The sequence below is a fragment of the Bradyrhizobium sp. 172 genome (assembly GCF_023101065.1).
Lineage (GTDB): Bacteria > Pseudomonadota > Alphaproteobacteria > Rhizobiales > Xanthobacteraceae > Bradyrhizobium > Bradyrhizobium canariense_D.
On the sequence record NZ_CP064701.1, the window covers coordinates 1,883,293 to 1,907,979 of the forward strand.

Sequence of the window (24,687 nt, forward strand, 5' to 3'; positions counted from 1 at the left end):
GCGCCCTTACGCCAGGCAGCGGAACAGCAGCGCCGGATCGCGCTCGGGATCGATACGCAATTTGATCCCGCCCCATTCGATGCGGGCCTGTTCGCCGGTGAGGAGGTTTTCGAGTGCCGACACATGGTGTCGCTGCCCGCCGGCGTCAACCGTGACGTCGCCGAGCGGCAACCAGAATTCGCGCACGTGGCACGAGAGCGCAACCACGGCCACGACGATGTTGGCCGGGTCGGTCGCTTCCTTGACGAAGGCGATCGTCTCGCCCTCTTCGATGCCGAGGAAGCGCAGGTTCGCCGTCCGCTGAAGCGCAGCATTCTCGCTGCGGATGCGATTGAGCTCCGTGATGTAGGCCTTGATGTTGCCGGGCTTGTTCCAGTCGCGCTGCTTGATCTGGTATTTCTCGGAGTTGAGATATTCCTCGCGGCCGGGGATCGCGTCGTGCTCCAGCAGCTCGAACCCGCTGTAGACGCCGTAATTGCCGGACAGCGTCGCCGCCAGCGCGACGCGCGATTTGAACGCCCATGTCTCGCCGCCCTGGAGATGATAGGGCAAAAGATCGGGCGTATTCACGAACAGGTTCGGCCGATAGAAGTCACGTTCGGGATAGCGCGTCAGCTCGCCGAGATATTGCTCCAGCTCCCACTTCGCCGTGCGCCAGGGGAAATAGCTGAACGATTGCGCAAAGCCGAGCTTGGCGAGGCCCTTCATCAGCTTCGGGCGCGCGAACGTCTTGGAAAACAGGATCACCTCGGGATGCCGGCGGCGGATGTCACGGATCAGCCACTCCCAGAAGGCGAGCGGCGCGGTGTCGTGATTGTCGATCGCGAAGATGGTGACGCCGTGGTCGATCCAGAACAGCATGGCGTCGCGAAACGCGTTCCACAGTCCAGCCCGGTCGACGGACGCGAAATCGGGGATGACGATATCGGAATAGGGCCCGTCAGCCGTCCGCACCGACCGATCCGGGCGCCATTTGAACCATTCCGGATGCTGCGTCAGCCACGGGTGGTCCGGCGAGCATTGCACGGCGAAGTCGAGCGCGAGTTCGAGGCCGTATTCCAGGCAGGTCGCGACCAGCGCGCGAAAATCCTCGATCGTGCCGAGTTCGGGGTGCAGCGCGTCGTGCCCGCCCTCGATGGCGCCGATCGCATAAGGCGAGCCGGGATCGCCGTCGCCCGCCACCGGCATGTTGTTGCGGCCCTTGCGCCGGGTGCGGCCAATAGGATGGATCGGCGTGAAGTACAGCACGTCAAAGCCCATCGCGGCGATGTCGGGCACGCGCGCGATGCAGTCGCGGAGCGTGCCATGCTGTCCTGGCACCACGCTCTGGCTGCGCGGCATCATCTGATACCAGGCGCCGAAGCGTGCCTTGTCGCGGTCGACGAACAGTGGGAATAGCGCCGAGCGCGTGAGATCAGGCCGCAACTGGCTCTCGGCCATGGCTGCGCCGAGCTCGGTTGCCAGCAGCGGGGCAACGTCGCCGGTCTGAAGATAGTCCTCGCATCGCCTGACGATGACGGCGGCGGCGTCCTGCTGCGCGCCATGCGCCTTGGTCAAAAGGCCGGCGCCCTCGATCGCATCGAGCGTGACGTCGGCACCGGAGCGCTGCTTGCGCGCGACCGCGTGCGACCAGGTGGCGAATTCGTCGGTCCAGGCTTCGATCGCATAGACATATTTGCCGGGCTCGACGGGTGTGAACGCGCCGGACCAGCGGTCATTGCCGTGAGGGATCATCGGCTCGCTCTGCCATTCGCGGTCCTGCTCCTGTCGCCAGATCAGCGCTGCGCCGATCACGGCGTCGCCGTCCCGGTAGATGTCGGCCCAGACCTCGACCGGTTCGCGCGCGATCCGCTTCACGGGGAAGCGCCCGCCGTCGATCAGGGGATAGACGTCCTCGATGAGGAAAGTGCTGCCGGCTGCGGCACTCTCGACAGTTTGAATTGTCTTGTTCACGGTGATGCCATTGACAAGAAAGCAGGAGCCCGTTTCCCTTGCCGGGAACCTACGCTTGATACCACTATAGAAAGCCGCTTGTGTGTCATTGGTTCCCTGGGGAACGGCAGGCGCGGCTCGCGAGTTAACCCTGACTAACCTCTTCCGCGACCTCGTTAAAATCGATGCCCCCGGCCACAAAATGGCCTGCAAGCTGCGTGCCGAATGGATCTTTTAGCTCAAGCCCGGATCAAGGGCGTTCAATCCGAATTCGTCGATGCCCTCGGAAAGCTGCGGGTCACCGATCCCGTGGCCCTCAAATCCATCCTCGACGCCTTGCCGGAAAAGCGGGTTTACCGCTTCGTCAGCGGGCCTGTGGTGGTACGCGCCTTGGGCCATCCGCGCACCGAATTGGTGACGATCGGTGCGCCGCCGCTCAAATGGAAGATGACCGGCAACGGCAATTTGATCGCGCAAGGTGAGACGCGCGAGCCCGTGATTGCCTGGCCGGCCGGCCTGCCGCTCGGCTATCACCGGCTGACGCTGACGGATGCCGGAGGCGTGACGGAAGAGGTGCCGATGATCGTGGCGCCGGAGCGGGCCTTCGGCGGCGATTTCGACCGGGGCTGGCTGCTTGCCGTGCAGCTCTACAGCGTCCGCTCGGACCGCAATTGGGGCATCGGCGATTTCACCGACCTCGCCGGTCTGGTCCGGCTCGCGAAGCAGTTGGGCGCCGACGGCGTCGGGCTCAATCCCCTGCATGTGTTGTTCGATGACCATCCGGCCGATTGCAGCCCCTATTCGCCGAACAGCCGGCTGTTTCTCAATCCGCTCTATATCGACGTCGAGGCGATCCCGGAATTTTCCCCCGACCTCGTCCCCGATGCGGCCGCGACCGCCGCGCGGCTCCGCGACGGTGATCGTGTGCCCTATCCGGACATGGCGGCCTTGAAATGGTTGGCCTTGCGTGCCGCCTTCGACAGCTTCGTGAAAACCGCGAGCGGCGTCCGCCGCAACCAGTTCGACGCCTTCCGGGCGGCTCGCGCGCCGCTGTTGTCCCGTTTTGCCTGCTTCGAGGTGCTACGCCATCGCTTTGCGGCGCCGTGGTGGGAATGGCCGCAGGAATGGCAAAAGCCGGATGAGACGAAATGCGCCGAGCTGCGCAACGGCCCGGACAAGCACGAGGTCGAGTTCGTCGAATTCGTGCAATGGACCGCCGATAGCCAGTTGCATGCGGCCAAGGAGCTGGCCGGCCAGCTCGGCATGCGGGTCGGGCTCTATCTTGACGTTGCCGTCGGCGTGCAGTCGAACGGCTTCGATGCTTGGAACGAGCAGGAGGCGATTTCTCGTCATCTCGCCGTCGGCGCGCCGCCGGACGTGCTCAATACCATTGGCCAGGATTGGGGCTTGGCCGGCTTCAATGCCGGCGGCCTGGAGGCGCAATCCTTCGTGCCATTCGCCGATATGCTCGCGGCTTCGATGCGCCATTCCGGAGCCATCCGTCTCGATCACGTGCTCGGCTTGAAGCGGCTTTATCTGGTGCCGCGCGGCTTCAAGCCCGACAACGGCGCCTATGTGCAGATGCCGTTCGAGGCGCTGCTGGCGACCGTGGCGCGGGAGAGCGCGGCCCATAAGTGCATCGTCATCGGCGAGGACCTCGGCACGGTGCCGGAAGGTTTTCGCGAGACCATGCAGGATTTCGGCATCTGGTCCTACCTCGTCATGATGTTCGAGCGCGACGATGCCGGTCACTTCCGGCCCGTCGATCACTACCGGCCCAACGCGCTGGTGACGTTGAACACGCATGATCTGTCGACCTATGCCGGCTGGCGCTCTTTCAGCGATCTCAAGATGAAGCGCTCGCTCGGGCTCGATCCCGGCGAGAACGATCAGGCCCGCTGGGATGCGCTCGGCCTGCTCGACGAGATCCTGCGTGCCAACGGCATCCGTGCCAATGATGTCTATTCGGTGCTCGCCTTCCTGTCGCGCACGCCGTCGCGGCTGCTTGCGGTGTCGCTGGAGGATCTGCTCGGCGTGATCGACCAGCCCAACATTCCCGGTACGATTGACGAGCATCCGAACTGGCGCCAGCGCCTGCCTGTGACGCTCGACAAGATCGTTTCGAAGGTCGATGTCGCAGCCTTGAAGGCCGCGACACGGGAACGCTCGTTACCCGGCGGGCGTTGATCGCCGGGGTCTCCGGACGTCGTTTTCGAGGCTCGCACGACATTGTCTCAGAGGATTGAAGATTATGCGCTGATCGGCGACTGCGAGACCGCGGCGCTGGTCGGCCGCAACGGCTCGATCGACTGGCTGTGCTGGCCGGCCTTCGATTCCGATGCCTGCTTTGCCGCGCTCCTCGGCACGCACAAGAACGGCCGCTGGCTGATCGCGCCGAGCGAGGACGTCACCGCGACGTCGCGCCGCTATCTCGGCGACACCCTCATCCTCGAAACGCGCTTTGAGACTGACGGCGGCACCGTTGCGCTGATCGACTTCATGCCGCCGCGCGGCAAGGCCTCCGACATCGTGCGGCTGGTCCGCGGTGTCAGCGGCACGGTGAAGATGCGGATGGAGCTCGTCATCCGCTTCGGCTTCGGCGTCGACATCCCGTGGGTGCGGCGGATCGACCATTCCCTGCTGGCGGTCGCCGGGCAGGACATGACCGTGCTGCGGACACCGGCCAAGACCCGAGGCGAGGATCTGACCACGGTTTCCGATTTCGAGGTGAAGGCCGGCGAGACCGTGCCGTTCGTGCTGACCTACGGCCCCTCGCATCTCGAGCCGCCCGCGCCAATCGATCCGGAGGTCGCACTCAAGGAGACCGAGAAATTCTGGCAGGACTGGTGCAGCCACTGCAATCGCGATGGCGACTATCGCGACCTGATCGTGCGCTCGCTGATCACACTCAAGGCGCTGACCTTCGCTCCGACCGGCGGCATCGTCGCGGCGCCGACCACCTCGTTGCCGGAGAAGCTCGGCGGCGCCAGGAATTGGGACTACCGCTTCTGCTGGCTGCGCGATGCCACCTTCACGCTGCTGGCGCTGATGAACTCGGGTTACACCGAGGAAGCCTCGGCCTGGCACAATTGGCTGTTGCGTGCGGCGGCAGGCTCACCGGCGAACATGCAGATCATGTACGGCATCTGGGGCCAGCGGCGGCTGCTGGAATGGGAGGCCGGTTGGCTCGATGGCTACGAGGGCGCACAGCCGGTGCGCGTCGGCAATGCCGCGCATGCGCAGCTCCAGCTCGACGTCTACGGCGAACTGATCGACGCCTTCCACCAATCGCGGATGGCCAAGCTCAAGCTCGACGACGAGAGCTGGGCGCTGGAATGCGCCGTGCTCAAGCATCTCGCCGAAGTCTGGGACCAGCCCGATCACGGCATCTGGGAGCGGCGCGGACAGCCGAAGCACTATGTCTTCTCCAAGGTGATGACCTGGGTCGCCTTCGACCGCGGCATCAAGAGCGCCGAGACCTTCGGCTTCAAGGCGCCGCTGCTGCACTGGCGCACCTTGCGCGACGCCATTCATCGCGACGTCTGCAACCGGGGCTTCGACGCGGAGGAGAATGCCTTCGTGGAGTCCTACGGCTCGAAGCTGCTCGATGCCAGCGTGCTGCTGCTGCCGTCCGTTGGCTTCCTGGAAGCGTCGGATCCGCGCATTCGCGGCACCATCGCGGCGATGGAAAAGCACATGATGCCTGACGGCTTTGTGCTGCGGCACGATCCGCGCGAAGTGTCCGAGGAGAAGCAGCCGATCGAGGGCGCCTTCCTCGCCTGCAGCCTGTGGCTGGCAGATGCCCATGTACTGGCGGGCGATCTCGACAAGGCGCAAGCGTTGTTCGATCGCGTGGTCGGTGTCGCGAATGATGTGGGACTGCTGGCCGAGGAATATGATTCAGGCGCCAGGCGTCAGACCGGCAATTTCCCGCAGGCGCTGACTCATATCGCGCTGGTCAACACCGCGCATAACCTGTCGGCCGCAAGGCAGGGCAGCAAGAAGCCCGCGATGCAGCGGTCGAAGCAGTGACCTAGGTGACCTCGTTCCGCTTCAAAATCATCTCCATCGCTTCCGCAAAACCGTCCTGCTCGTTGGTCGCGGTGACGTGGGTCGCCTGGTCCTTGACGTTGTCGGCCGCATTGCCCATTGCGATCGAAACGCCGCTGACGCGAAACATCGCGAGGTCGTTCTGCATGTCGCCGATGGTGGCGACCGCGTCCGTTGAAATGCCGAGGCGCTTGGCCATGGCTTGCACGAATGTGCCCTTGTCGAAGCCGGGCGGGGTGATGTCGAGGTAATAGGTCTGCGAGCGCACCGCCATCGCCTCGCTGCCGAGCGCCTTCTGCATCGCCTTCTCGCAAGCTTCGAGGCCGGCTGCATCGGCGCTGGCCCCGACGATCTTGCAGGCGCTCGCGAGATACGGCGAGAAATCCGTCACGATGGTCGGGTCGGAGCGGATGGTGTGCTGCTCATGTGCCACGTATTGGCCATCAGGCTTGTCGATCAGCCATTTGTCGGTGGTGAACAGCCAGATGTCGGCGCCGAAGTCCCGCAGAATTTGCAAGCTTCGCTCGGCCGCCGCGGCGGGGATGAGATGCTGTTCGACCGGAGTCATCTCGGGGTCGACGATCGAGGAGCCGTTGAACGGGCCGACCGGCAGCCAGAGCGCCAGCGGTTCGATCAGGAAACGCATGCCGATCGCGGGGCGGCTCGACGTAATCGTGAAGCCGATACGGGCCTGGTGCAGACGCTGAACCGCGGACCTCGCGCGGTCGGTCAGCGTCTTGTCCTTGGTCAGCAGCGTACCGTCGACGTCGGAGACGACGAGCGAGATTTTTGTCATGACGGTCCCTTGGGTGTTTCTTGGGTGTTTGGCCTCAGCGTTTCGCGCCGCCCAGTTTCAACTGCCGCACCGCGCCATCTACGATCGCTTCCACGGATTCGTCGATCGAGACTGTGATCACGTGCTCGCCAGCCTCCGGCGGCTCCAGCGTGTTGAACTGGCTCGTCAGCAGGCCGGGCGGCATGAAGTGCCCCTTACGTTGCGCGAGGCGAGCGGCGATCAGCTCCTTCGTCCCCCTCAGGAAGATGAAGCGGACGTCGTCGCGTCCGCGCAGGAGCACGTCCCGATAAGTATGCTTCAGCGCCGAGCAGGCGATGATGACGTGCTCGCCCTTGTCACAGACCCTCGCGATCTCGTCGGCAATGGCGTTGAGCCAGGGCCAGCGGTCCTCGTCGGTGAGGGGATGGCCGGCCCGCATCTTCTCGACATTGCTGGCGGGATGAAAGCTGTCGCCGTCCTCGAAACGCCAGCCGAGGCGCTCGCCGAGCGCTTTTGCAACCGTGCTCTTGCCCGAGCCCGACACGCCCATCACGATCAATGCACAAGGTGCTTCAACGCCCGCCACGAATTCCCTCCGGAAGCGCGGCCTGGTCGACCAGCCAGACGGTCTCGCCATTCGAGCGCGCGCGTACAACCGGCAGAGTCTCGCCATTGAGCAGGCGCGTCAAGATCGGCTGCTTGTCGTGCCCCGCTATCTCGAACAGCATTTCGCGGCAGGACGCCAGCGCGGGCAGGGTGAGCGAGACCCGCGGCACGAAGGGGGCAACATTGGCCTTGGGGACGCCGACCACCCAGCCTCCCATCTCCTCGATCGCGGGGTAGCCCGGGAAGAGCGAAGCCGTGTGGCCGTCCGGCCCCGCGCCCATCAAGACCATGTCGAACAGCGGCCGTGCCGGATCCAGGCTTTCCGCGCCGTAGAAAGCCTGCAACTCGCGCGCATAGGCCTCGGCGCTCTGATCAGGGTCGTCAGCCGTCGTCGGGATCGGGTGAACATGGCCGGAGGGCGCGTTGCGATCGAGAAAGGTCGCGCGCGCGACCGCCATGTTGTTGAGGGGATCGCTTTCGGGCACGAAGCGCTCGTCACCGATGAACCAGTGCACGCGCTCCCACGGGATTTTTTCGCGCCAAGCCTCGCTGCCCAGCAGCTGGTAGAGCCTCTTTGGGCTGGAGCCGCCGGTCAGGCAGATCGCAATGCGCCCGGGATTGGCCGCGATTCGCGCCATCACCCGTCCGGCCGCGGTCCGCGCGAGAGCCTCGGCGTCGGCCTCGACGATCAGCTTCGGCTGTCCGGCCGTCGCCGTCACGAAAATTTACGCCAGCTTCGGCCGTCGCGGCGGAGCAATTCATCGGCGCAGGCGGGGCCGTCGCTGCCGGCTTGATAGGTCTCGATGCCGTTGCTGCCCGCGTTCTTCCAGGCGTCAAGGAACGGCTGCACCGCCTCCCATCCGGCTTCGATGCCGTCGGCACGCTGGAACAGGATGTTGTCGCCGATCATACAGTCGTAGATCAGCGTCTCGTAGCCGGTCGAGGGATCGGCCCGGAAATAGTCGCCATAGCGGAACTTCATCTCGACGCCGTCGATGGTGACGCTCGGCCCCGGGATCTTGGCGTTGAACTGGAGCTCGATGGTCTCGGTCGGTGCGATGCCGATCGTGAGGAAGTTCTGAGAGAGACGATCGACAGCCGTGCCTGAGAACATCGACAGCGGCGCCTGCTTGAACTTGATCGCGACTTCGGTGCGCTTGTGGCCGAGCGCCTTGCCGGTGCGCAAATAGAACGGCACGCCGGCCCAGCGCCAATTGTCGATCATCAGCTTCAGCGCGACATAGGTCTCGGTAGTGCTGCCGGGTTTGACGTCCTCGGTCTTGCGATAGTCCGGGATCTCATCGTCGCCGATGCGCCCTGCGAGATATTGGGCGCGCACCGAGCTCTTCAGCGCTTCCTCTTCGCTCGGGCGCTGAATCGAGGTCAGAATCTCGGCCTTCTCGGAGCGCACGGAATGGGCGTCGAAACGCGCCGGCGGCTCCATCGCGACCAGCGACATCAGCTGGAACAGGTGGTTCGGCACCATGTCGCGTAGCGCGCCGGTGGCGTCGTAGAAGCCGCCGCGATGGCCGACGCCGAGCTTTTCCTCCACCGTGATCTGGATGTGATCGATATGGTTGCGATTCCAGATCGGCTCGAACATGCCGTTGGCAAAGCGCAGCACCAGGATGTTCTGCACCGTCTCCTTGCCGAGATAGTGATCGATCCGGTAGATCTGGTGCTCGTCCATGATCTTCAGCAGCTCGCCATTCAGCGCGCGCGCCGAGGCGAGGTCGGTGCCGAACGGCTTTTCGATCACCAGGCGCCGCCACGCCCCGTTCTCCTTCATCATGCCGGTGCGGCCGAGCTCGCGCGCGGTCGGCGCGAACGCAGCCGGCGGGGTCGCGAGATAGAACAGCCGGTTGCCGCCGGTATCCTGCGCGCATTCCAGGGAATCCAGATGCTCACGCAGGCGATCAAAGGATGGCGGATCCTTTGCGTCGGCTTCGACGAAGGTCACGCATTCCAGCAGCTTCTTGGCAATGTCGTCGTCCACCGGCCGGGTCGCGAACTGGCGCAAGCCCTTCAACAGGCTGTCGCGCAGCTCGTTGTCCGACTGGCCCCGGCGGGCGACGCCGACCACGCAGAACTTTTCGGGTAACAGATGCTCGGCCGCCAGATTGTAGAGCGATGGCATCACCAGCCGATGGGTGAGGTCGCCGGTGACACCAAAGATGACGAAGGCGCAATTTTCCGGCTTGCGCTTGGCTTGCGGGTCTTTTGTCACGAACTACTGGCCTTCGCTCTGCTAATTGCTATTTCGGCTTCGAAGCGGCCGGCTGCTTCGGCTCCTTGTGGCCGCCGAAGCCGGCTCGCATCGCTGAGAGAATTTTCTCGGCGAAAGTGTGTTCCTTGCGGGAACGGAAACGTGCGAACAGCGCCGCGGTCAGGACTTCGGCCGGCACGGCCTCGTCGATCGCCGCGTTCACGGTCCAGCGTCCTTCGCCGGAATCCTCCACGAAACCCGAATACTCCGCCAGTGCAGGGCTATCCGCGAGCGCGGTCGAGGTAAGGTCGAGCAGCCACGACGGGATCACGCTGCCACGCCGCCACACCTCGGCGATATCGGCGAGATCGAAATCGTAACGATGATCCGCCGGCAAGGCCTCGATGTTGGCGTTCTTGAGGATGTCAAAACCTTCGGCGTAGGCCTGCATCAGGCCGTATTCGATACCGTTGTGGATCATCTTGACGAAATGACCGGCGCCGACGGGGCCGGCATGGATGTAGCCCTGCTCGATGCGGGGATCGCGCCCCTCACGTCCCTCCGTGCGCGGAATGTCGCCGGCGCCGGGCGCGAGCGCGGCGAAGATCGGATCGAGCCGATCGACCACCTGTTTCTCGCCGCCGATCATCATGCAATAGCCGCGGTCGAGGCCCCAGACGCCGCCGGAGGTGCCGACGTCGACATAGTGGATGCCGCGCTCCTTCAGCGCCTTGCCGCGGCGGACGTCGTCCTGCCAGAACGTGTTGCCGCCGTCGATGATGACGTCGCCTTCCTGCATCGCGCCCGCGATCGTGTCGATCGTGGTCTCGGTGATGTGGCCGGCCGGCAGCATCACCCAGGCCGTGCGCGGCCGCTCCAGTTTCGCAATGAACTCTTCGAGCGTCGCCGAGCCGACCGCGCCGTCTGCCGCAAGGCCGGCGACGGCCTTGGCGTCCTTGTCGTAGACCACGGTCGAATGTCCCTGGCGCATCAGTCGGCGAACGATATTGCCGCCCATCCGGCCGAGGCCGATCATGCCGAGTTGCATTTGAAGAATTCCCTTAGTTCAGTGCCTCGTTGAGCGCCGCATTGAGCGCCGCGAGGCCCTTCTTGAGCCCGCCCTTCAAGTGGACCCGCAGCGCGCGCCGGCCGCGCTCGGTAAGCACGTCGAAGTCGCCGCGCGCCTGCGCGGCCTTGATGACGCCGAAGCTGGCCTTCTGGCCCGGCACCGGCAGGTCCCTGGCATCGTCGGCGGTGATCTGGAGGAACACACCGCTGTCCGGCCCGCCTTTGTAGGCTTGCCCCGTCGAGTGCAGGAAGCGGGGGCCGAACTCGGCGCAGGTCGCAACGTGTCGTTTCTCGCGCACCTCGAGCCGCATGGCCTGGAGCGCGTCGATCGTCGCCTTGTCGCGGGCGATGTAGCCGAGCAGGGCGACATAGTCGCCATGATTGGAGCGCGACAGATGCGCCTTCAGCCAGGAGGTGAGGTCGCCGTTGGCGCCGGCAGCGCGCAGGGCTGCGGCATTGGTCTCGTCGGTGTAGAGATCGGCCTCGGTGGTGCTGACCACCGGCTGCTCGGCCGGCAGCGCGCCGGTCTTTTCGAACGAGGCGGTGAGCTCTCGGGTCTTGATCTTGGCCGCTTCCACGTCCGGCTGGTCGAACGGGTTGATGCCGAGGATGCTGCCCGCGACCGCCGTTGCCATCTCGAAGCGGAAAAACTCCTGGCCGAGATGGTCGATCGACTTCATCACGATGCGCACGACGGGATGGCCGGCCGCTTCGATCGCAGCAAGCTGCGAGTCATGGGCGGCGTCCGCTTCGCCCTCGATACGGATGTCGATGAAGAGCCGGTCATTGCCGTAGACCGCCGGCTCGCCCAGCGGCTCGCCGTCGATCGGGATCAGGCCCTTGCCGTCCTTGCCGGTCGATTCCGCGATGAGCTGCTCGGCCCAGGCGCCGAAATCGGCAATCTTCTTCGACGACAGGATCGTCACCTTGTCGCGGCCTTCGAGCGCTGCATGGCCCATGGCAAGGCCGAGCTGCACGCCGGGGTTCTCGGCCGGCGGCACGTCCGGTCCGCAGGAGCGGGCCATCGCAAGCGCGTGCTTGATGAAGGTCTTGATATCGACGCCCGCGGTTGCCGCCGGCACCAGGCCGAATGGCGAGAGCACCGAGTAGCGTCCGCCGATGGAGGGCTCGCCGTGGAAGATGCGCGCATAGCTTAGCGTCTTCGCCGCCGTCTCCAGCGACGATCCGGGATCAGTGACCGCAATGAAGCGATGGCCGGTCTTGACCTTCGGTCCGACCGCCTGCGCGACGCGCTGGTGGAAATAATCCTTCATCGCATTCGGTTCGGTGGTGCCGCCGGACTTGCTGGAGACGATGAACACGGTGTTGGCGATGTCGATCCTGGCCTCCATTGCCCGCACCTGCGCCGGATCGGTGGAATCCAGCACGTGCAGCTTCGGGAACCCGGGCTTCTTGCCGAAGGTCTCGGCCAGCACCTCCGGCCCGAGGCTTGACCCGCCCATGCCGAGCACGACGGCGTCGGAGAATTTCTGGCCTTTCACGCGGCTGGCATAATCCTCATAATCGGCGACGTCGGCCTTGGCGGCGCTGTCGAGCCAGCCGAGCCATTTGTCCTCGTCGGTGCCGGTCCAGACCGATTTGTCCCGTTGCCACAGCCTGCGGATCTTTGCCGACGCGCGCCATTCCTCGGTGCTCTTGGCCACGGCCTTGCCGAGGCCGTCGCCGAGCGAGAGAAGCTGGCGGTCGATCGCAGGCCCGAGCACGGTGGCGCGCTTGTGGGCGACAGCGCCATAGAGCTTGTCGGCGGCGTCGGCGAACTGCTTGACGCCGTCCTTGACGAGTTCCTCGGTGATAGCATCGAGCGAGACGCCGGAGCGCTCCAGTTCTTCCAGCACGCGCCTGGCGTCGTCGACATTCTCTTCCAGGCTGTCCCGCGGCGTGCCGTGGTCGCGGAACGCATCCAATGTCGCCGGCGGCACGGTGTTGATGGTGTCGGGACCGATCAATTCCTCGACATAGAGGACGTCGCTGTAGTCCTTGTTCTTGGTGCCGGTCGAGGCCCACAGCATGCGCTGCGGCTTGGCGCCCTTGGCCGCGAGCTTGTCCCAGCGCGGACCTGAGAACAGGCGCTTGTAATCCTGGTAGGCGACCTTCGCATTGGCGATCGCGACCTTGCCCTTCAGCGCGGCGAGCCGTTCCTTCTCGCTCGGGTCGTTGGCGCGGGCAATCTTCTCGTCGAGCTGCTTGTCGACCACCGAGTCGATGCGGCTGACGAAAAAGCTCGCCACGCTCGCCACGTGCGAGGGATCGCCGCCACCTGCGACGTATGTCTCCAGACCGGCGAGATAGGCCTCGGCAACCTGCAGATAGACGTCCCTGGAGAACAGCAGCGTGATGTTGATGCTGATGCCGTCGCCGATGAGGGTCTCGATCGCCGGCAGGCCCTCCGGCGTTGCCGGCACCTTCACCATCAGGTTCTTGCGGTTGACGTCCTTCCAGAGCCGCCGCGCCTCTGTGACCGTTTCACCCGTGTCCATCGCCAGATAGGGCGAGACTTCCAGGCTGACATAGCCGTCGCCGCCCTTGAGGCGGTCGTAGACCGGGCGCAGCACGTCGGCGGCGTTCTGGATGTCCTCGACCGCGACGGCCTCGAACAGATCGGCGACCGACCGATCGCCGCGCTTCAATGCCTTGCCGATCGGCGCGTCGTACTCGTCCGAGCTGCCGATCGCTTTCTCGAAGATCGAGGGGTTGGAGGTGACGCCTTTGACGCCGTCGGTGTCGATCAGCCGCTTCAGGTCGCCCTTGGCGATGAAGCCGCGGGCCAGGAAGTCCAGCCAGACGGCTTGTCCGTGCTTTTCCAGTTCTTTGACGGGATTCATGATGCTAATTTATCTCCAAGCCTGCGGGCGAGGGGTTTCCGCGCCGGTCCTGACGCGCTATCCTCTAGCTTACATGCTTCCTTGAGGGAACCAATCAAGGGTATGGGCGTCATATCCTCCAGTGTAACTCCGTCGCGATCATGGCGATCCGCGTAGAGGGAGCCGAGTTGCGTAAAAGGTCGTTGGCCGTGAGGAATCGGCTAGGCCCTTGTTGTGTAACGCCAGCTGCCTCGCCTCGCCGCCAGTGGCTGCGCGGAGTACTCATCAGCGGATTCCGGTCCGCCTGATGCATCGTGGCTCGGTCGCGAATGGCCATGCTGGGGGAAAGCATGCAAGCACATCATGACCGTCTGGCGCTCGCTGTCACAGACAGCCCCCAGTCGGTCACGTCGACCGGATGCGTCGATGCGTCCCACGATCTCGAAATCGGTCCATGTACGACCCAACTGCGGTTGCTGATCGTTGCGGGTTTCGCCATGACGCTGCTCAGCGCAACGCTCGCCTTGGGCTGGTGGAATGCTTTTGGCGATTACGACACGACGGTCGGCTATGCCGGCGTGGTGGCGTTCGCCGCGATGACCGGCCGGCTGATCTGGATGCTCCCCGCCGAGCGGGCATCGGTGGTGATCGTCACCCCCTATGGCATTCGCGACCTTCGCATCGGCAATGAATTTCTGCTGTGGGACTCGATCGCGGAGATTTCGGCTGAAGAACGCCGCGGGCGCAAGGTGATCGTGCTGACGCCGACGCCGGCCTTGCAGAGGCAGCTCTGCAGCATCCGCGGCTTGGCCCGCGGTGCGACGGACGATCGCATCGTCATCCGGTCGGAGGGCCTGGCGACCGATTTTGATACACTGCTGCGCGTTTGCCGCGACTGTCACGCCGCCGGCGGTCCACGCACCGCATTGCAGCAGGAAGATGAACGCGCCATGCAAGGCTTCGCCGCACAAGCGTCATAAGATCGCCGTTCGCAGACGGCTATGATGCGGCGCCGGATGAACGCATCCCCGGTAATGCCCGGATGTTGCGAGCGAGTGACATTTTCTGGAAATGAGCCAATATAGACAAAGATTCGCTCAAATATCAGGCAGGTGCCTGTTCGTAACTCACCCTGTGCCTACGTTGTGCGTTGCGCCGAGAAGGCGCCCGGGTGTCGAATGATCGTCATGTGCTCACGCTGATTCGAGAGTGGCGCTAAGGAACGGTCCGGTCGCTGCTTTCGTTCAATTGTGTAGCGGAACTCACGCGGAGAGGGATCATGTACAACGATTCTCTATTCAACGCTTTCGCTAAGTCGTTCGAGGCGAGAAGCCAACACGACATGTCGATGGCGGAATATCTGGAATCGTGTCGAAGCGATCCCATGAAATACGCAAACGCGGCCGAACGACTGCTAGCAGCGATCGGTGAGCCCCAGACGATTGACACGGCCAAGGACCCACGCCTTGGCCGTATTTTTTTGAACCGCACGATCCGTACCTATCCGGCCTTCGCCGGTTTCTACGGCATGGAAGAAACCATCGAGCGCATCGTCGGTTTCTTCCGTCACGCGGCGCAGGGCCTCGAAGAGCGCAAGCAGATCCTGTATCTGCTCGGTCCGGTCGGCGGCGGCAAATCCTCGCTCGCTGAGCGGCTCAAGTCGCTGATGGAAGTGCATCCGATCTACGTGCTCAAGGCCGGCGACGAGCTCTCGCCCGTGTTCGAAAGCCCGCTCAGCCTGTTCGATCCGGATCAGCTCGGCCCGATGCTGGAAGAGAAATACGGCATTCCGCGCCGCCGTCTCACCGGCCTGATGAGCCCGTGGTGCTACAAGCGGCTGGAAGCCTTCGGCGGCGACATTTCCCAGTTTCGGGTTGCAAAGATCCAGCCGTCGCGGCTGCGCCAGATCGGGATCGCCAAGACCGAGCCGGGTGACGAGAACAACCAGGACATCTCCTCGCTGGTCGGCAAGGTCGACATCCGCAAGCTCGAAACCTACGCGCAGAACGATCCCGACGCCTACAGCTATTCCGGCGGCCTCAACCGCGCCAACCAGGGCGTGCTCGAATTCGTCGAGATGTTCAAGGCGCCGATCAAGATGCTGCACCCGCTGCTCACCGCGACGCAGGAAGGCAACTATATCGGCACCGAGAACATCGGCGCGATCCCCTTCACCGGCGTCATCCTTGCGCACTCCAATGAAGCCGAGTGGTCGAGCTTCAAGGCCAACAAGAACAACGAGGCCTTCATCGACCGCATCTGCGTGATCAAGGTGCCGTACTGCCTGCGGATCACGGAGGAGCAGAAGATCTACGAGAAGCTGATCCAGGGCTCCGAGCTCGCGGCCGCGCCTTGCGCGCCCGCGACGCTGGAAACGCTGGCGCGGTTCTCGGTGATGTCGCGCCTGCGCAAGCACGAAAATTCCACGATCTACGCCAAGATGAGGGTTTACGACGGTGAGAGCCTGAAGGAGACCGATCCGAAGGCGCGCAGCGTCCAGGAATATCGCGATGCCGCCGGCGTCGACGAGGGCATGGACGGTGTTTCCACCCGCTTTGCCTTCAAGATCCTGGCTGCGACCTTCAACCACGATCCGCAGGAAGTCGCCGCCGACGCGGTGCATCTGATGTACGCGCTGGAGCAATCGATCAAGCGCGAGCAACTGCCCGAGGAAGTCGAGAAGCGCTACCTCGAATTCATCAAGGCCGACCTTGCGCCGCGTTATGCCGAGTTCATCGGCAACGAGATCCAGAAGGCTTATCTCGAATCCTACTCGGATTACGGCCAGAACCTGTTCGACCGCTACGTCGACTACGCCGATGCCTGGATCGAGGACCAGGATTTCAAGGACGCCGACACCGGCCAGCTGCTGGATCGTGAGCTTTTGAACCAGGAGCTGACCAAAATCGAGAAGCCGGCGGGCATCGCCAACCCGAAGGATTTCCGCAACGAGGTGGTCAAATTCTCGTTACGGTCGCGCGCCCAGAACGGCGGCAAGAATCCGACCTGGATCTCCTACGAGAAGATTCGCGATGTGATCGAAAAGCGGATATTCTCCCAGGTTGAGGACCTGCTTCCGGTCATCTCCTTCGGGTCGAAGAAGGACGGCGAGACGGAGAAGAAGCACGGCGAGTTCGTCGCACGCATGGTGGAGCGCGGCTACACCGAGCGTCAGGTTCGCCGGCTCGTCGAATGGTACATGCGCGTGAAGCAGGCCGGTTGAGGCGGATGGAAAAGTGCCGATTCACATTATTGACAGGCGCCTGAATCCAGGCGGCAAGAGTCTCGAGAACCGGCAGCGGTTCTTGCGTCGGGCCAAATCCCTGGTGCAGGGCGCCGTCAAGAAGACCTCGCAGGAACGCGACATCAAGGACGTCCTGGAGGGTGGCGAGGTCACCATTCCGCTCGACGGCATGCACGAGCCGCGTTTCCGCCGCGACGGCGGAACGCGCGACATGGTGTTGCCCGGAAACAAGAAGTTCATCGAGGGCGACTATCTCCAGCGCTCCGGCCAGGGCAGTGCCAAGGATTCCGGTCCGGGCGAAGGCGACAGCGAGGACGCCTTCCGCTTCGTGCTCAGCCGCGACGAATTCGTCGATCTCTTCCTCGATGACCTCGAACTTCCTGATCTCGCCAAGCGCAAGATCGCGCAGACCGAGAGCGAGGGCATCCAGCGCGCCGGCTACACCACGTCGGGCTCGCCATCCAACATCTCGGTGAGCCGGACGGTTCGGCGCGCAATGGCGCGCCGTATCGCGCTCAAGCGTCCCAGCAAGGAGGAGATCGAAGAGCTTGAATCCGCCATCGCTGCCTGCGCAGATGAGGACGAGCGTCTGCTGCTGCTAGCCCAGCTCGAAAAACTGAAGGCGAAATCCAAGCGCATTCCCTTCATCGATCCGCTCGACATCCGCTACCGCCGCTTCGAGACGGTTCCAAAGCCCGTTGCCCAGGCTGTGATGTTCTGCCTGATGGACGTGTCGGGCTCGATGTCCGAGCACATGAAGGATCTCGCCAAGCGCTTCTACATGCTGCTCTACGTATTTCTGAAGCGCCGCTACAAGCATGTCGACATCGTCTTCATCCGCCACACCGATCGCGCCGAGGAGGTGGATGAGCAGACCTTCTTCTATGGCCCGGCTTCCGGCGGCACGCTGGTCTCCAGCGCGCTGCAGGCCATGCACGAGATCGTGCGCGAACGCTTCAGCCCGTCGGACTGGAATATCTACGCTGCGCAAGCTTCCGACGGCGACAATTCCTATTCCGACGGCGAGCTCGCGGGCATGCTGCTGACCGACAAAATCCTGCCGGTCTGCCAGTTCTTCGCCTATCTCGAGGTCGGCGAGTCCGGCGGCAGCGCCTTCGATCTGTCCGACTCCTCGCTCTGGACCCTCTACGAGCGCTTGCGCAACAGCGGCGCACCGCTCTCGATGCGCAAGGTCAGCGAGCGCAGCGAAATTTTTCCGGTGTTCCACGATCTGTTTCAGCGCCGCGACACTGCCCAGGAGAAAGCCGCTCCATGACGGAACGCTTGTTCGAAGGCGCCGATTGGGATTTTCACACCTTGCAGCGCATCACGGATGCCTGCGAGGAGGTGGCGACGAAAGATCTCGGGCTCGACGTCTATCCGAACCAGATCGAAGTCATCACCGCCGAGCAGATGCTGGACGCCTATTCGTCGGTCGGCATGCCGCTGTTCTACAAGCACTGGTCGTTCGGAAAGCACTTTGCGTATCACGAGGCCTCATACCGCAAGGGCCTCATGGGCCTCGCCTATGAGATCGTGATCAACTCCTCGCCCTGCATCTCCTACCTGATGGAAGAGAACACGGCGACGATGCAGACCCTGGTGATCGCGCACGCCGCCTTCGGCCACAATCACTTCTTCAAGAACAACTATCTGTTCAAGCAGTGGACCGACGCCGACGGCATCCTGGACTATCTGGATTTCGCCAAGAACTACGTCATGCAATGCGAGGATCGCTACGGCCGGGTGGAGGTCGAGCGCACCCTCGATGCCGCGCATGCGTTGATGTCGCATGGGATCGACCGCTATCCCGGCAAGAAGAAGCTCGACCTCCGCGCCGAAGAGAAGCGGGCAGGGCGCCGCCGCCAGCACGAGGAGGAGGTCTTCAACGACCTCTGGCGCACCGTGCCGGCGGGAAAGAGCAAGACCCGGTCCGCGCTCAGCATCGAACGCCGCCGCAAGCTGCTCGGCCTGCCGCAGGAGAACCTGCTGTATTTCCTCGAGAAGAGCGCGCCGCGGCTGGCGCCCTGGCAGCGCGAGCTGTTGCGCATCGTCCGCCACATCGCGCAATATTTCTATCCGCAGAGCCAGACCAAGGTGATGAACGAGGGGACGGCGACCTACGTCCACTATCGCATCATGACCAAGCTGCATCAGCAGGGCCGCATCAGCGACGGCAATTTCCTCGAATTCCTGCAGTCGCACACCAATGTCGTGTTCCAGCCCGAATTCGATGACCAGCGCTTTTCCGGCTTTAATCCCTATGCGCTCGGCTTCGCCATGATGCAGGACATCGAGCGCATCGTCACCAGGCCGGAAGACGAGGACCGCGAATGGTTCCCGGACATCGCCGGCAAGAACGACGTGATGGGCGTGCTGCGCGACGTCTGGGCCAACTACCGCGACGAGAGTTTCATCGCCCAGTTCCTGAGTCCGAAGCTGATGCGGCACCTCCGCATGTTCCACCTGCATGATGACCCCGAGGAACGCGCCGGCATCCGGGTCGACGCCATTCACGACGAGCGGGGCTTCCGCCGCGTTCGGCGCGAGCTGGCACGGCAGCACGATGTCGGCTACATCGACGCGAATATTGAGGTGGTCGACGTCGATCTCTCCGGCGACCGGCGGCTGATCCTGCATCACCATGTCATCAAGGGCGCGCAGCTCAACGAGACCGACGCCAAGCGCGTGCTCCAGCATCTGGCCGATCTCTGGACCTACGACGTCGCACTGATCGAGGTCGACGCCAATGACAAGGTGCTGCGCGAATATGTCGTGAGCCCGCGCCCGATCTCGGCGGTGGCCTGACGCTGCTGACTATGCGGAGCAATACGGCGAGATGCGCGTTGATGCGCCCTCGCCCCTTGTGGGAGAGGGCGGCGACGCTCGGAGACACAAGCTCACTGCGGTGAGGGGTATCTCTCAACGTTTCCCGTGTCGATAGAGACCCCTCATCCGGCGCTTCGCGCCACCTTCTCCCACAAGGGGAGAAGGAAAGCGTTCGTGGCTCCACAACGGCTGTTCTATCCGGAACGTTTCGCCGGCTTCTTCTTGGACGCATTCAGCGCCACGGCTGCGCGGATCAGCGCCTTCAACGCCTTCTCGTTGATCTTCTCGCCTTCGCGAATATCGATCGCGCGCCGCACGTTGCCGTCGAGGCTCGAGTTGAACAGGCCGGCTGGATCGTCCAGCGCTGCGCCCTTGGCAAACGTCATCTTCACCACGGCCTTGTAGGTCTCGCCGGTGCAGATGATGCCGTCGTGCTCCCACACCGGAACGCCGCGCCATTTCCATTCCTCGACGACGTCAGGATCGGCCTCCTTGATCAGGCCGCGGATTCGTCCGAGCATGTCGCCGCGCCAGTCGCCGAGCTCCTTGATCCTGCCGTCGATCATCCTGGATGGCGAAGCGCCATCCGCCTTCGTCGCGCTGCTGTTTTTCACGGTGACGGCCTTCTTCATGTTCACGCCTCTTGTCGGGCGCCGCGGCGGCGGCCGAGATATGGCAGCGCGAACATGTAGAGTCCGGTCGCAAGCAATGGGATCAATGGGACGAAGGCGAGCAAGCCGATCCACGTCGCCTGGACTTGCAGCGTCAGGGCGACGATGTTGGCGATGACGGCAAGCGTGAAAGCGATCGACAGCCAACGATGGATCTGTCGAACCCACATGTTTCCGGTCAATGAAACCTCCTCTTGAGATGATTGAATGAAGGCCGGCGGCCAAGCTAGTCTGCCCTTGCCAGCAGCTCGTCCAGCTTGGCGAGAAACTGCTTCCAGCCGGCATGCGCGCCGCCAAAAGCCTGCTTCTGCGTCGGGCTGAAGCCCGCTTGCTCGACGCGCAGATGCGTGCCTGCGCCCGCCGGCGTCAGCGTGAAGGTCACGACGCTCTTGAGATCGAACGCCGCGTCGTCATGCGAGAAATTCCAGGTGTAGGCGAGTGTCTTCTGCGGCTCGATGGTGAGGACCTCGCAGTCCAGCACGCCGCCCCACTCGCCGCGAAGGTTGAAGCGGTGGCCCACGTTCGGCTTGAAGTCGTTCTTCATCAGCCATTCCTCGATCAGATGTGGCTGCGTCAGCGCGCGCCAGATCCGCTCTGCCGGAAAGGCAAATTCGCGCTCGACGACGACAGATCGGGTTTCGGTGGGGGATTCGTTCATTGGTCCATCCTCTTCAGGAGATCGTCGAGCGCATCGAGCCGGTTCTGCCAGAATCCGGTCATCTGGCTGGTCCAGTCGATCAGCGGATTGAGCGCGCCGGGCTGGGCGCTGTAATGCGTCTGCCGCCCTTGATGCCGGTCGCGCACCAGGCCAGCCTGCTTCAGCGCGCCGAGATGTTTTGAGACTGCGGGCTGGGAAACGCCCGACAGTGCTGTCAGGGCTCCGACCGTCTGTTCGCCCTCGCGGCACAATCGCTCGAAGATCGCCCGACGAGTGGGGTCGGCGAGCGTCCTGAACAGAAGGTCGTGAGCGGTGGCGGGCATAAAATCCATAACCTGCAAGTTATGGATATATTCATAACCCTGGGGTTATGGGTACGTCAAGGGGGATGTCGAGCGCGCGCTCCTACGGCCGCAGATAGAGATAACCCTGCGACTGGAGCTCGGCCAAACGGACGACGCCACCCTTCTCCGCGCTGACGAAGCCCGGCAGGAGATCCGTGAGCGTGACGTTCTGCGCCTTCATCGTGTTGCCGCAGGCGGCAAGCTCGACGCCATCCTTGGAAAAATCACCGACGCGCTTGCTAATGTCAGGGTTGGCCTGCGCCGAGTGAAACGCCTTCAGTGCCGGGCCGTGGATCACCAGCGCGATCGTCACATGGTCGGGGCCGCCGACGCCATCGATGTGGTTCTGGATGTTGCCGAGGACGAAGTTGACCTTCTCGGCATCGCTCAGGTGATAGACCACCTTCAGCTTGTTGCCCGTGCCGGCCTCGGTCGAGGCCTTCGCGCTGGAGGCGCCAAGTGCCGCGCCCAGGCCTGAGACGGCGCTCCACAAGATGTTCCGGCGGTTCATGACGATCTCCCCTCGATTGTGCCGGACACATATCATTTGTGGCGGAGCGCGGCGAGTTCCTTGCGGTCGGTCACGAGCGAGGCGCATTCCTTATTGTCCGTTCGATCTAGGCGGAAAATCCCGTCGTCGGCCCCGGCGACCAGTGACAGTTCGGCATCGTCGTCCGGCTTGTTGTTCTGCCAGACCCTGACCCGCGCCAGCCGCACGATCGCCGATTTGTCGTCCTTCGAGAGCGCGACGCCGATGCCGCCGCCCTCGCAGTCGACGCCGCAACCGAGGCGGATTTCGGTGCCGTCCTTGGTGAACACAGCGTGATGACAGGAGCCGCTGGAATCGAAATCGCCGGAGCGGTGACGATATCTGAAGCCGAGGCGGAAGGAGTTGTGGAACTGCTTGTCTTCGGTGTCCATCTCCGCCGAGATCAGCAGCTTCATCGAGGCGACCTTCTGCTTCGGATGGTGCGCCAGATGCTCGGCATCGTAGCGGCGCACGAAGCAGGCATAGGCCTTGTTGCCGGGTTCGCCGGCATACATGCGCGCGTTGAAGGTTTCGGCTTCGGCCTTGATGGCCTCACGGATATCGTCGGCCTCCTCGGCGTGAGCGGCGCCGCCGAGCGCGGCAAGGAAGACGGCCGCAACGAGAAAAGACTTCATGATGGCCTCGCGTGCAGCAGCTGAGCTGTACGCTGTAGACGCAGCCCCGGTGCGACGCGTTCAACGTCCGCACAGCTGACAGCATCATCGCAGGGCGGAGCGAGGTGATTAGTTCCACGCCGGGCATTAGTCGTCGGTGGGGTCCTGAAGGTTCATTCGACGTGACGCCTTCGCCTTTCGGAACTCGGCGCCTGCGATTCCACGGACATTGCCCGATTCCATCGATGTGATAGCCTTCACAGACGATCGCCTTTGGCAGTCGTAGGCTGGGGTCTGCCTTTGCAAGTTTGTGGAGTCCCCGCAATGGGCGAAATTCGCAACTTCAGATCCGGGAATGACGAGCCGCCTTCGCACGGCCCTATGCCTCGTCGCCTCGCGGCCATCATTGTCGGTGACATCGCTTCCTACAGCCGCCTGATGCAGGCCGACGAAGAGGGCACGCACGTCCGCGTCAAGCGGATCGAGCGGGATCTCATCCAGCCCAGCATCGTCGAGCACAACGGAAGTCTGGTGAAGACGACGGGCGATGGCTTCATCGCGATTTTCGACAGTCCGGTCGAGGCCGTCCGATGCAGCATCGTCATCCAGCAGAATCTCATCGGCCGCAACGCCTCGCTTCCGAAGAACACCCGGATCGAGTACCGGATTGGCGTCAATCTCGGTGACGTCATCGTGGAGCCTGACGACGTCTACGGCGACGGCGTCAATATCGCCACGCGTATCGAGGGCATCGCCGAGCCAGGCCAGGTCTTTATCTCCGGCGCGATCTACGAGCAGATCAAGCACAAGGTCGTGTGCGGTTACGAGTCGCTCGGGGACCGCAAGGTCAAGAACATCACCGATCCCGTGCGCGTTTATAAAGTGCTGCCGGATGCAGACGCGGTCGGCAGGACGCGGGGGCGGCGCGAGAATGCCCTGATCTTTCTCCTGGGTATCACGCTGTCGGTGATGGCCGCCGGCGTGCTGTGGTATCTTCTGGCTCAGGCGCCGGGCAGGGTGGGCGAGCAGGCCGCCGTCACTCCCGCCTCTCCTGCCGCATCGCCGAGCCCGCAGCCTCCGCCGCGCGAAGCGGCGCCGCAGACGCCGCAGCCTTCTCCCTCGTCGGCTTCATCATCTCCATCGCCCGCTCCGGCGCCAAGTCAATCGACGAGTCAATCGGTAAGTCAATCGCCGATTCCCGTCCGCGAACCCGAGATGGTCGCCATTCGCGGCGGCAGCTTTGCGATGGGAAGCAACGACGACCCGACCGAGCGTCCCGTCCATCAGGTGACGGTGAAGCCGTTCTCGATCAGCAAATATCCCGTGACCGTGCAGGAATGGAACGAGTGCGCCGCTGCAAAGGCGTGCAGCTTCACCGCCATCGGCAAGGACGATGCGCCGGTCAGCAATGTGAGCTGGACCGACGCGCAGCAATATGCGGCCTATCTCGCCAAGGCGACGAAGAAGACGTATCGGCTTCCGAGCGAAGCCGAATGGGAATATGCCGCGCGGGGCGGAACGCAGACCAGATATTGGTGGGGCGACAAGCTGCAGCCGGGCATGGCCGGTTGCAAGGATTGCGGTGATCTCGCGGCCGAGCAGCCAGCGAAAGTCGGCAGCTTCAAGCCGAACCCGTTCGGGCTCCACGACATGGGCGGCAGCGTCGATCAGTGGGTCGAGGACTGCTGGCACAAGACCTATCAGGGCGCGCCCACCGACGGCTCGGCATGGAGCAGCGGGGACTGCAGCGCTCATGTCCTGCGCTCGGGCTCCTGGAAGAACGATTCGAGATATGTGCGGCCGTCCAACCGCGATGGCTACGACACCAATGTTCGTTACCCCACGCACGGATTCCGCGTGGCGCTCAGTCCTTAAGTGGTGGAGTTGGTTTGATGCAGATCCTTCGTTGCGTCGCGCTGGCGGCGGCGCTCGCATTGCTTCCGGGGGCAGCCTTTTCGCAGGGCAAGGCAGCGCCCAAGGACGCAAAGCTCTATTTCATCACCCCGCGTGACGGGCAGAAGGTGCGCGGCGGATTCTGGGTCCGGTTCGGCTTGCGCAACATGGGAGTGACCCATGCCGGCGACGAGTACCAGAACGCCGGTCACCATCATCTGCTGATCGACGTCAACGACCCCATCGATCCCAAGGAGCCGATCCTGCAGGACAAGTCGCATCTGCATTTCGGGGCAGGGCAGACCGAAACGCTGCTCGAGCTTCCGCCCGGGACGCACACGCTTCAACTCGTGCTGGGCGATGCCAAGCACTATCCGTTCGAGCCGCCCATCGTGTCGGAGAAGATCACCATACGCGTCCGGCAGCCGGCCGCGGCGCGATAGGCA

Annotated in this window: 21 protein-coding genes; 8 read left to right on the top strand and 13 right to left on the bottom strand. The window is 63.5% G+C overall.

Annotated elements, in window-relative coordinates:
* Positions 1-6: 6 nt before the first annotated feature.
* Positions 7-1,953, bottom strand: a complete 1,947-nt coding sequence (locus tag IVB07_RS08940) for a maltotransferase domain-containing protein (RefSeq protein ID WP_018454057.1) — start codon at positions 1,951-1,953, stop codon at positions 7-9.
* Between the two features lie 204 nt (positions 1,954-2,157).
* Between IVB07_RS08940 and malQ the strand changes: the two genes are divergently transcribed.
* Both malQ and IVB07_RS08950 read left to right on the top strand, forming a co-directional pair.
* Positions 2,158-4,119, top strand: coding sequence for a 4-alpha-glucanotransferase (gene malQ / locus IVB07_RS08945; protein ID WP_018454058.1), 1,962 nt, complete (start codon positions 2,158-2,160; stop codon positions 4,117-4,119).
* 42 nt (positions 4,120-4,161) lie between these two features.
* Positions 4,162-5,964, top strand: a complete 1,803-nt coding sequence (locus tag IVB07_RS08950; RefSeq protein ID WP_018454059.1) for a glycoside hydrolase family 15 protein — start codon at positions 4,162-4,164, stop codon at positions 5,962-5,964.
* Position 5,965: 1 nt separating this feature from the next.
* Here IVB07_RS08950 and IVB07_RS08955 read toward each other — a convergent pair whose 3' ends face one another.
* Genes IVB07_RS08955 through IVB07_RS08980 form a run of 6 tightly spaced genes read right to left on the bottom strand, consistent with a single transcriptional unit; the run spans position 5,966 to position 13,480 of the window.
* Positions 5,966-6,778, bottom strand: coding sequence for a Cof-type HAD-IIB family hydrolase (locus IVB07_RS08955; protein ID WP_018454060.1), 813 nt, complete (start codon positions 6,776-6,778; stop codon positions 5,966-5,968).
* Positions 6,779-6,812: 34 nt separating this feature from the next.
* A complete protein-coding gene (locus tag IVB07_RS08960) occupies positions 6,813-7,343 on the bottom strand; it encodes a gluconokinase (protein WP_026232661.1) in 531 nt (176 codons plus the stop codon).
* Positions 7,330-8,082, bottom strand: a complete 753-nt coding sequence (gene pgl, locus IVB07_RS08965; protein WP_026232662.1) for a 6-phosphogluconolactonase — start codon at positions 8,080-8,082, stop codon at positions 7,330-7,332. Before pgl ends, IVB07_RS08960 begins: the two co-directional genes overlap by 14 nt.
* A complete protein-coding gene (gene zwf, locus IVB07_RS08970) occupies positions 8,079-9,590 on the bottom strand; it encodes a glucose-6-phosphate dehydrogenase (protein ID WP_018454061.1) in 1,512 nt (503 codons plus the stop codon). Before zwf ends, pgl begins: the two co-directional genes overlap by 4 nt.
* Before the next feature lie 28 nt (positions 9,591-9,618).
* Positions 9,619-10,617: a phosphogluconate dehydrogenase (NAD(+)-dependent, decarboxylating) gene (gene gnd / locus IVB07_RS08975; protein WP_018454062.1), complete on the bottom strand. Its 999-nt coding sequence runs from the start codon at positions 10,615-10,617 to the stop codon at positions 9,619-9,621.
* A gap of 13 nt (positions 10,618-10,630) precedes the next feature.
* Positions 10,631-13,480 carry a bifunctional transaldolase/phosoglucose isomerase gene (locus tag IVB07_RS08980; protein ID WP_018454063.1) on the bottom strand — a complete coding sequence of 950 codons (2,850 nt, stop codon included), beginning with the start codon at positions 13,478-13,480 and terminating at the stop codon, positions 10,631-10,633.
* A gap of 308 nt (positions 13,481-13,788) precedes the next feature.
* On the opposite strand from IVB07_RS08980, the gene IVB07_RS08985 reads away from it, so the two are divergent.
* The 4 genes from IVB07_RS08985 (at position 13,789) to IVB07_RS09000 (ending at position 19,511) form a co-directional block, all read left to right on the top strand.
* Positions 13,789-14,439, top strand: a complete 651-nt coding sequence (locus tag IVB07_RS08985; RefSeq protein ID WP_018454064.1) for a hypothetical protein — start codon at positions 13,789-13,791, stop codon at positions 14,437-14,439.
* 299 nt (positions 14,440-14,738) lie between these two features.
* Positions 14,739-16,682, top strand: a complete 1,944-nt coding sequence (locus IVB07_RS08990) for a PrkA family serine protein kinase (protein ID WP_018454065.1) — start codon at positions 14,739-14,741, stop codon at positions 16,680-16,682.
* 19 nt (positions 16,683-16,701) lie between these two features.
* On the top strand, positions 16,702-17,979 hold the full coding sequence (locus tag IVB07_RS08995; RefSeq protein ID WP_026232663.1) for a YeaH/YhbH family protein: 1,278 nt from the start codon (positions 16,702-16,704) through the stop codon (positions 17,977-17,979).
* Positions 17,976-19,511, top strand: a complete 1,536-nt coding sequence (locus tag IVB07_RS09000) for a SpoVR family protein (protein WP_007613791.1) — start codon at positions 17,976-17,978, stop codon at positions 19,509-19,511. Before IVB07_RS08995 ends, IVB07_RS09000 begins: the two co-directional genes overlap by 4 nt.
* Positions 19,512-19,726: 215 nt before the next feature.
* Here the strand turns inward: IVB07_RS09000 and IVB07_RS09005 are convergent, their stop codons facing one another.
* The 6 genes from IVB07_RS09005 to IVB07_RS09030 form a co-directional block, all read right to left on the bottom strand.
* Positions 19,727-20,164: a DUF1801 domain-containing protein gene (locus IVB07_RS09005; RefSeq protein WP_085352024.1), complete on the bottom strand. Its 438-nt coding sequence runs from the start codon at positions 20,162-20,164 to the stop codon at positions 19,727-19,729.
* A gap of 2 nt (positions 20,165-20,166) precedes the next feature.
* Positions 20,167-20,385 carry a hypothetical protein gene (locus IVB07_RS09010; RefSeq protein WP_085385331.1) on the bottom strand — a complete coding sequence of 73 codons (219 nt, stop codon included), beginning with the start codon at positions 20,383-20,385 and terminating at the stop codon, positions 20,167-20,169.
* A gap of 44 nt (positions 20,386-20,429) precedes the next feature.
* Positions 20,430-20,861, bottom strand: coding sequence for an SRPBCC domain-containing protein (locus tag IVB07_RS09015; RefSeq protein ID WP_018454070.1), 432 nt, complete (start codon positions 20,859-20,861; stop codon positions 20,430-20,432).
* Positions 20,858-21,184, bottom strand: a complete 327-nt coding sequence (locus IVB07_RS09020) for a metalloregulator ArsR/SmtB family transcription factor (protein WP_018454071.1) — start codon at positions 21,182-21,184, stop codon at positions 20,858-20,860. The genes IVB07_RS09015 and IVB07_RS09020 overlap by 4 nt, the downstream gene beginning before the upstream one ends.
* An 82-nt stretch (positions 21,185-21,266) precedes the next feature.
* Entirely contained in the window at positions 21,267-21,716 is a 450-nt protein-coding gene (locus tag IVB07_RS09025; protein ID WP_018454072.1) for a DsrE family protein, read from the bottom strand.
* Positions 21,717-21,748: 32 nt separating this feature from the next.
* Positions 21,749-22,369, bottom strand: coding sequence for a hypothetical protein (locus IVB07_RS09030; RefSeq protein WP_018454073.1), 621 nt, complete (start codon positions 22,367-22,369; stop codon positions 21,749-21,751).
* Between the two features lie 303 nt (positions 22,370-22,672).
* On the opposite strand from IVB07_RS09030, the gene IVB07_RS09035 reads away from it, so the two are divergent.
* Both IVB07_RS09035 and IVB07_RS09040 read left to right on the top strand, forming a co-directional pair.
* The gene (locus IVB07_RS09035; protein WP_026232666.1) at positions 22,673-24,223 is read left to right on the top strand and encodes an SUMF1/EgtB/PvdO family nonheme iron enzyme; all 1,551 of its coding nucleotides are present in this window, start codon (positions 22,673-22,675) and stop codon (positions 24,221-24,223) included.
* A 17-nt stretch (positions 24,224-24,240) separates the two neighbouring features.
* On the top strand, positions 24,241-24,684 hold the full coding sequence (locus tag IVB07_RS09040; RefSeq protein ID WP_018454075.1) for a DUF4399 domain-containing protein: 444 nt from the start codon (positions 24,241-24,243) through the stop codon (positions 24,682-24,684).
* Positions 24,685-24,687 lie beyond the last annotated feature (3 nt).

Excerpts from the sequence above, each read along its gene's own strand:
- malQ (WP_018454058.1), top strand. The coding sequence starts at position 2,158 with ATGGATCTTTTAGCTCAAGCCCGGATCAAGGGCGTTCAATCCGAATTC.
- IVB07_RS08955 (WP_018454060.1), bottom strand. The coding sequence starts at position 6,778 with ATGACAAAAATCTCGCTCGTCGTCTCCGACGTCGACGGTACGCTGCTG.
- gnd (WP_018454062.1), bottom strand. The coding sequence starts at position 10,617 with ATGCAACTCGGCATGATCGGCCTCGGCCGGATGGGCGGCAATATCGTT.
- IVB07_RS08980 (WP_018454063.1), bottom strand. The coding sequence starts at position 13,480 with ATGAATCCCGTCAAAGAACTGGAAAAGCACGGACAAGCCGTCTGGCTG.
- IVB07_RS08985 (WP_018454064.1), top strand. The coding sequence starts at position 13,789 with ATGGCCATGCTGGGGGAAAGCATGCAAGCACATCATGACCGTCTGGCG.
- IVB07_RS08990 (WP_018454065.1), top strand. The coding sequence starts at position 14,739 with ATGTACAACGATTCTCTATTCAACGCTTTCGCTAAGTCGTTCGAGGCG.
- IVB07_RS09000 (WP_007613791.1), top strand. The coding sequence starts at position 17,976 with ATGACGGAACGCTTGTTCGAAGGCGCCGATTGGGATTTTCACACCTTG.
- IVB07_RS09005 (WP_085352024.1), bottom strand. The coding sequence starts at position 20,164 with ATGAAGAAGGCCGTCACCGTGAAAAACAGCAGCGCGACGAAGGCGGAT.
- IVB07_RS09015 (WP_018454070.1), bottom strand. The coding sequence starts at position 20,861 with ATGAACGAATCCCCCACCGAAACCCGATCTGTCGTCGTCGAGCGCGAA.
- IVB07_RS09020 (WP_018454071.1), bottom strand. The coding sequence starts at position 21,184 with ATGCCCGCCACCGCTCACGACCTTCTGTTCAGGACGCTCGCCGACCCC.
- IVB07_RS09025 (WP_018454072.1), bottom strand. The coding sequence starts at position 21,716 with ATGAACCGCCGGAACATCTTGTGGAGCGCCGTCTCAGGCCTGGGCGCG.
- IVB07_RS09030 (WP_018454073.1), bottom strand. The coding sequence starts at position 22,369 with ATGAAGTCTTTTCTCGTTGCGGCCGTCTTCCTTGCCGCGCTCGGCGGC.
- IVB07_RS09035 (WP_026232666.1), top strand. The coding sequence starts at position 22,673 with ATGGGCGAAATTCGCAACTTCAGATCCGGGAATGACGAGCCGCCTTCG.
- IVB07_RS09040 (WP_018454075.1), top strand. The coding sequence starts at position 24,241 with ATGCAGATCCTTCGTTGCGTCGCGCTGGCGGCGGCGCTCGCATTGCTT.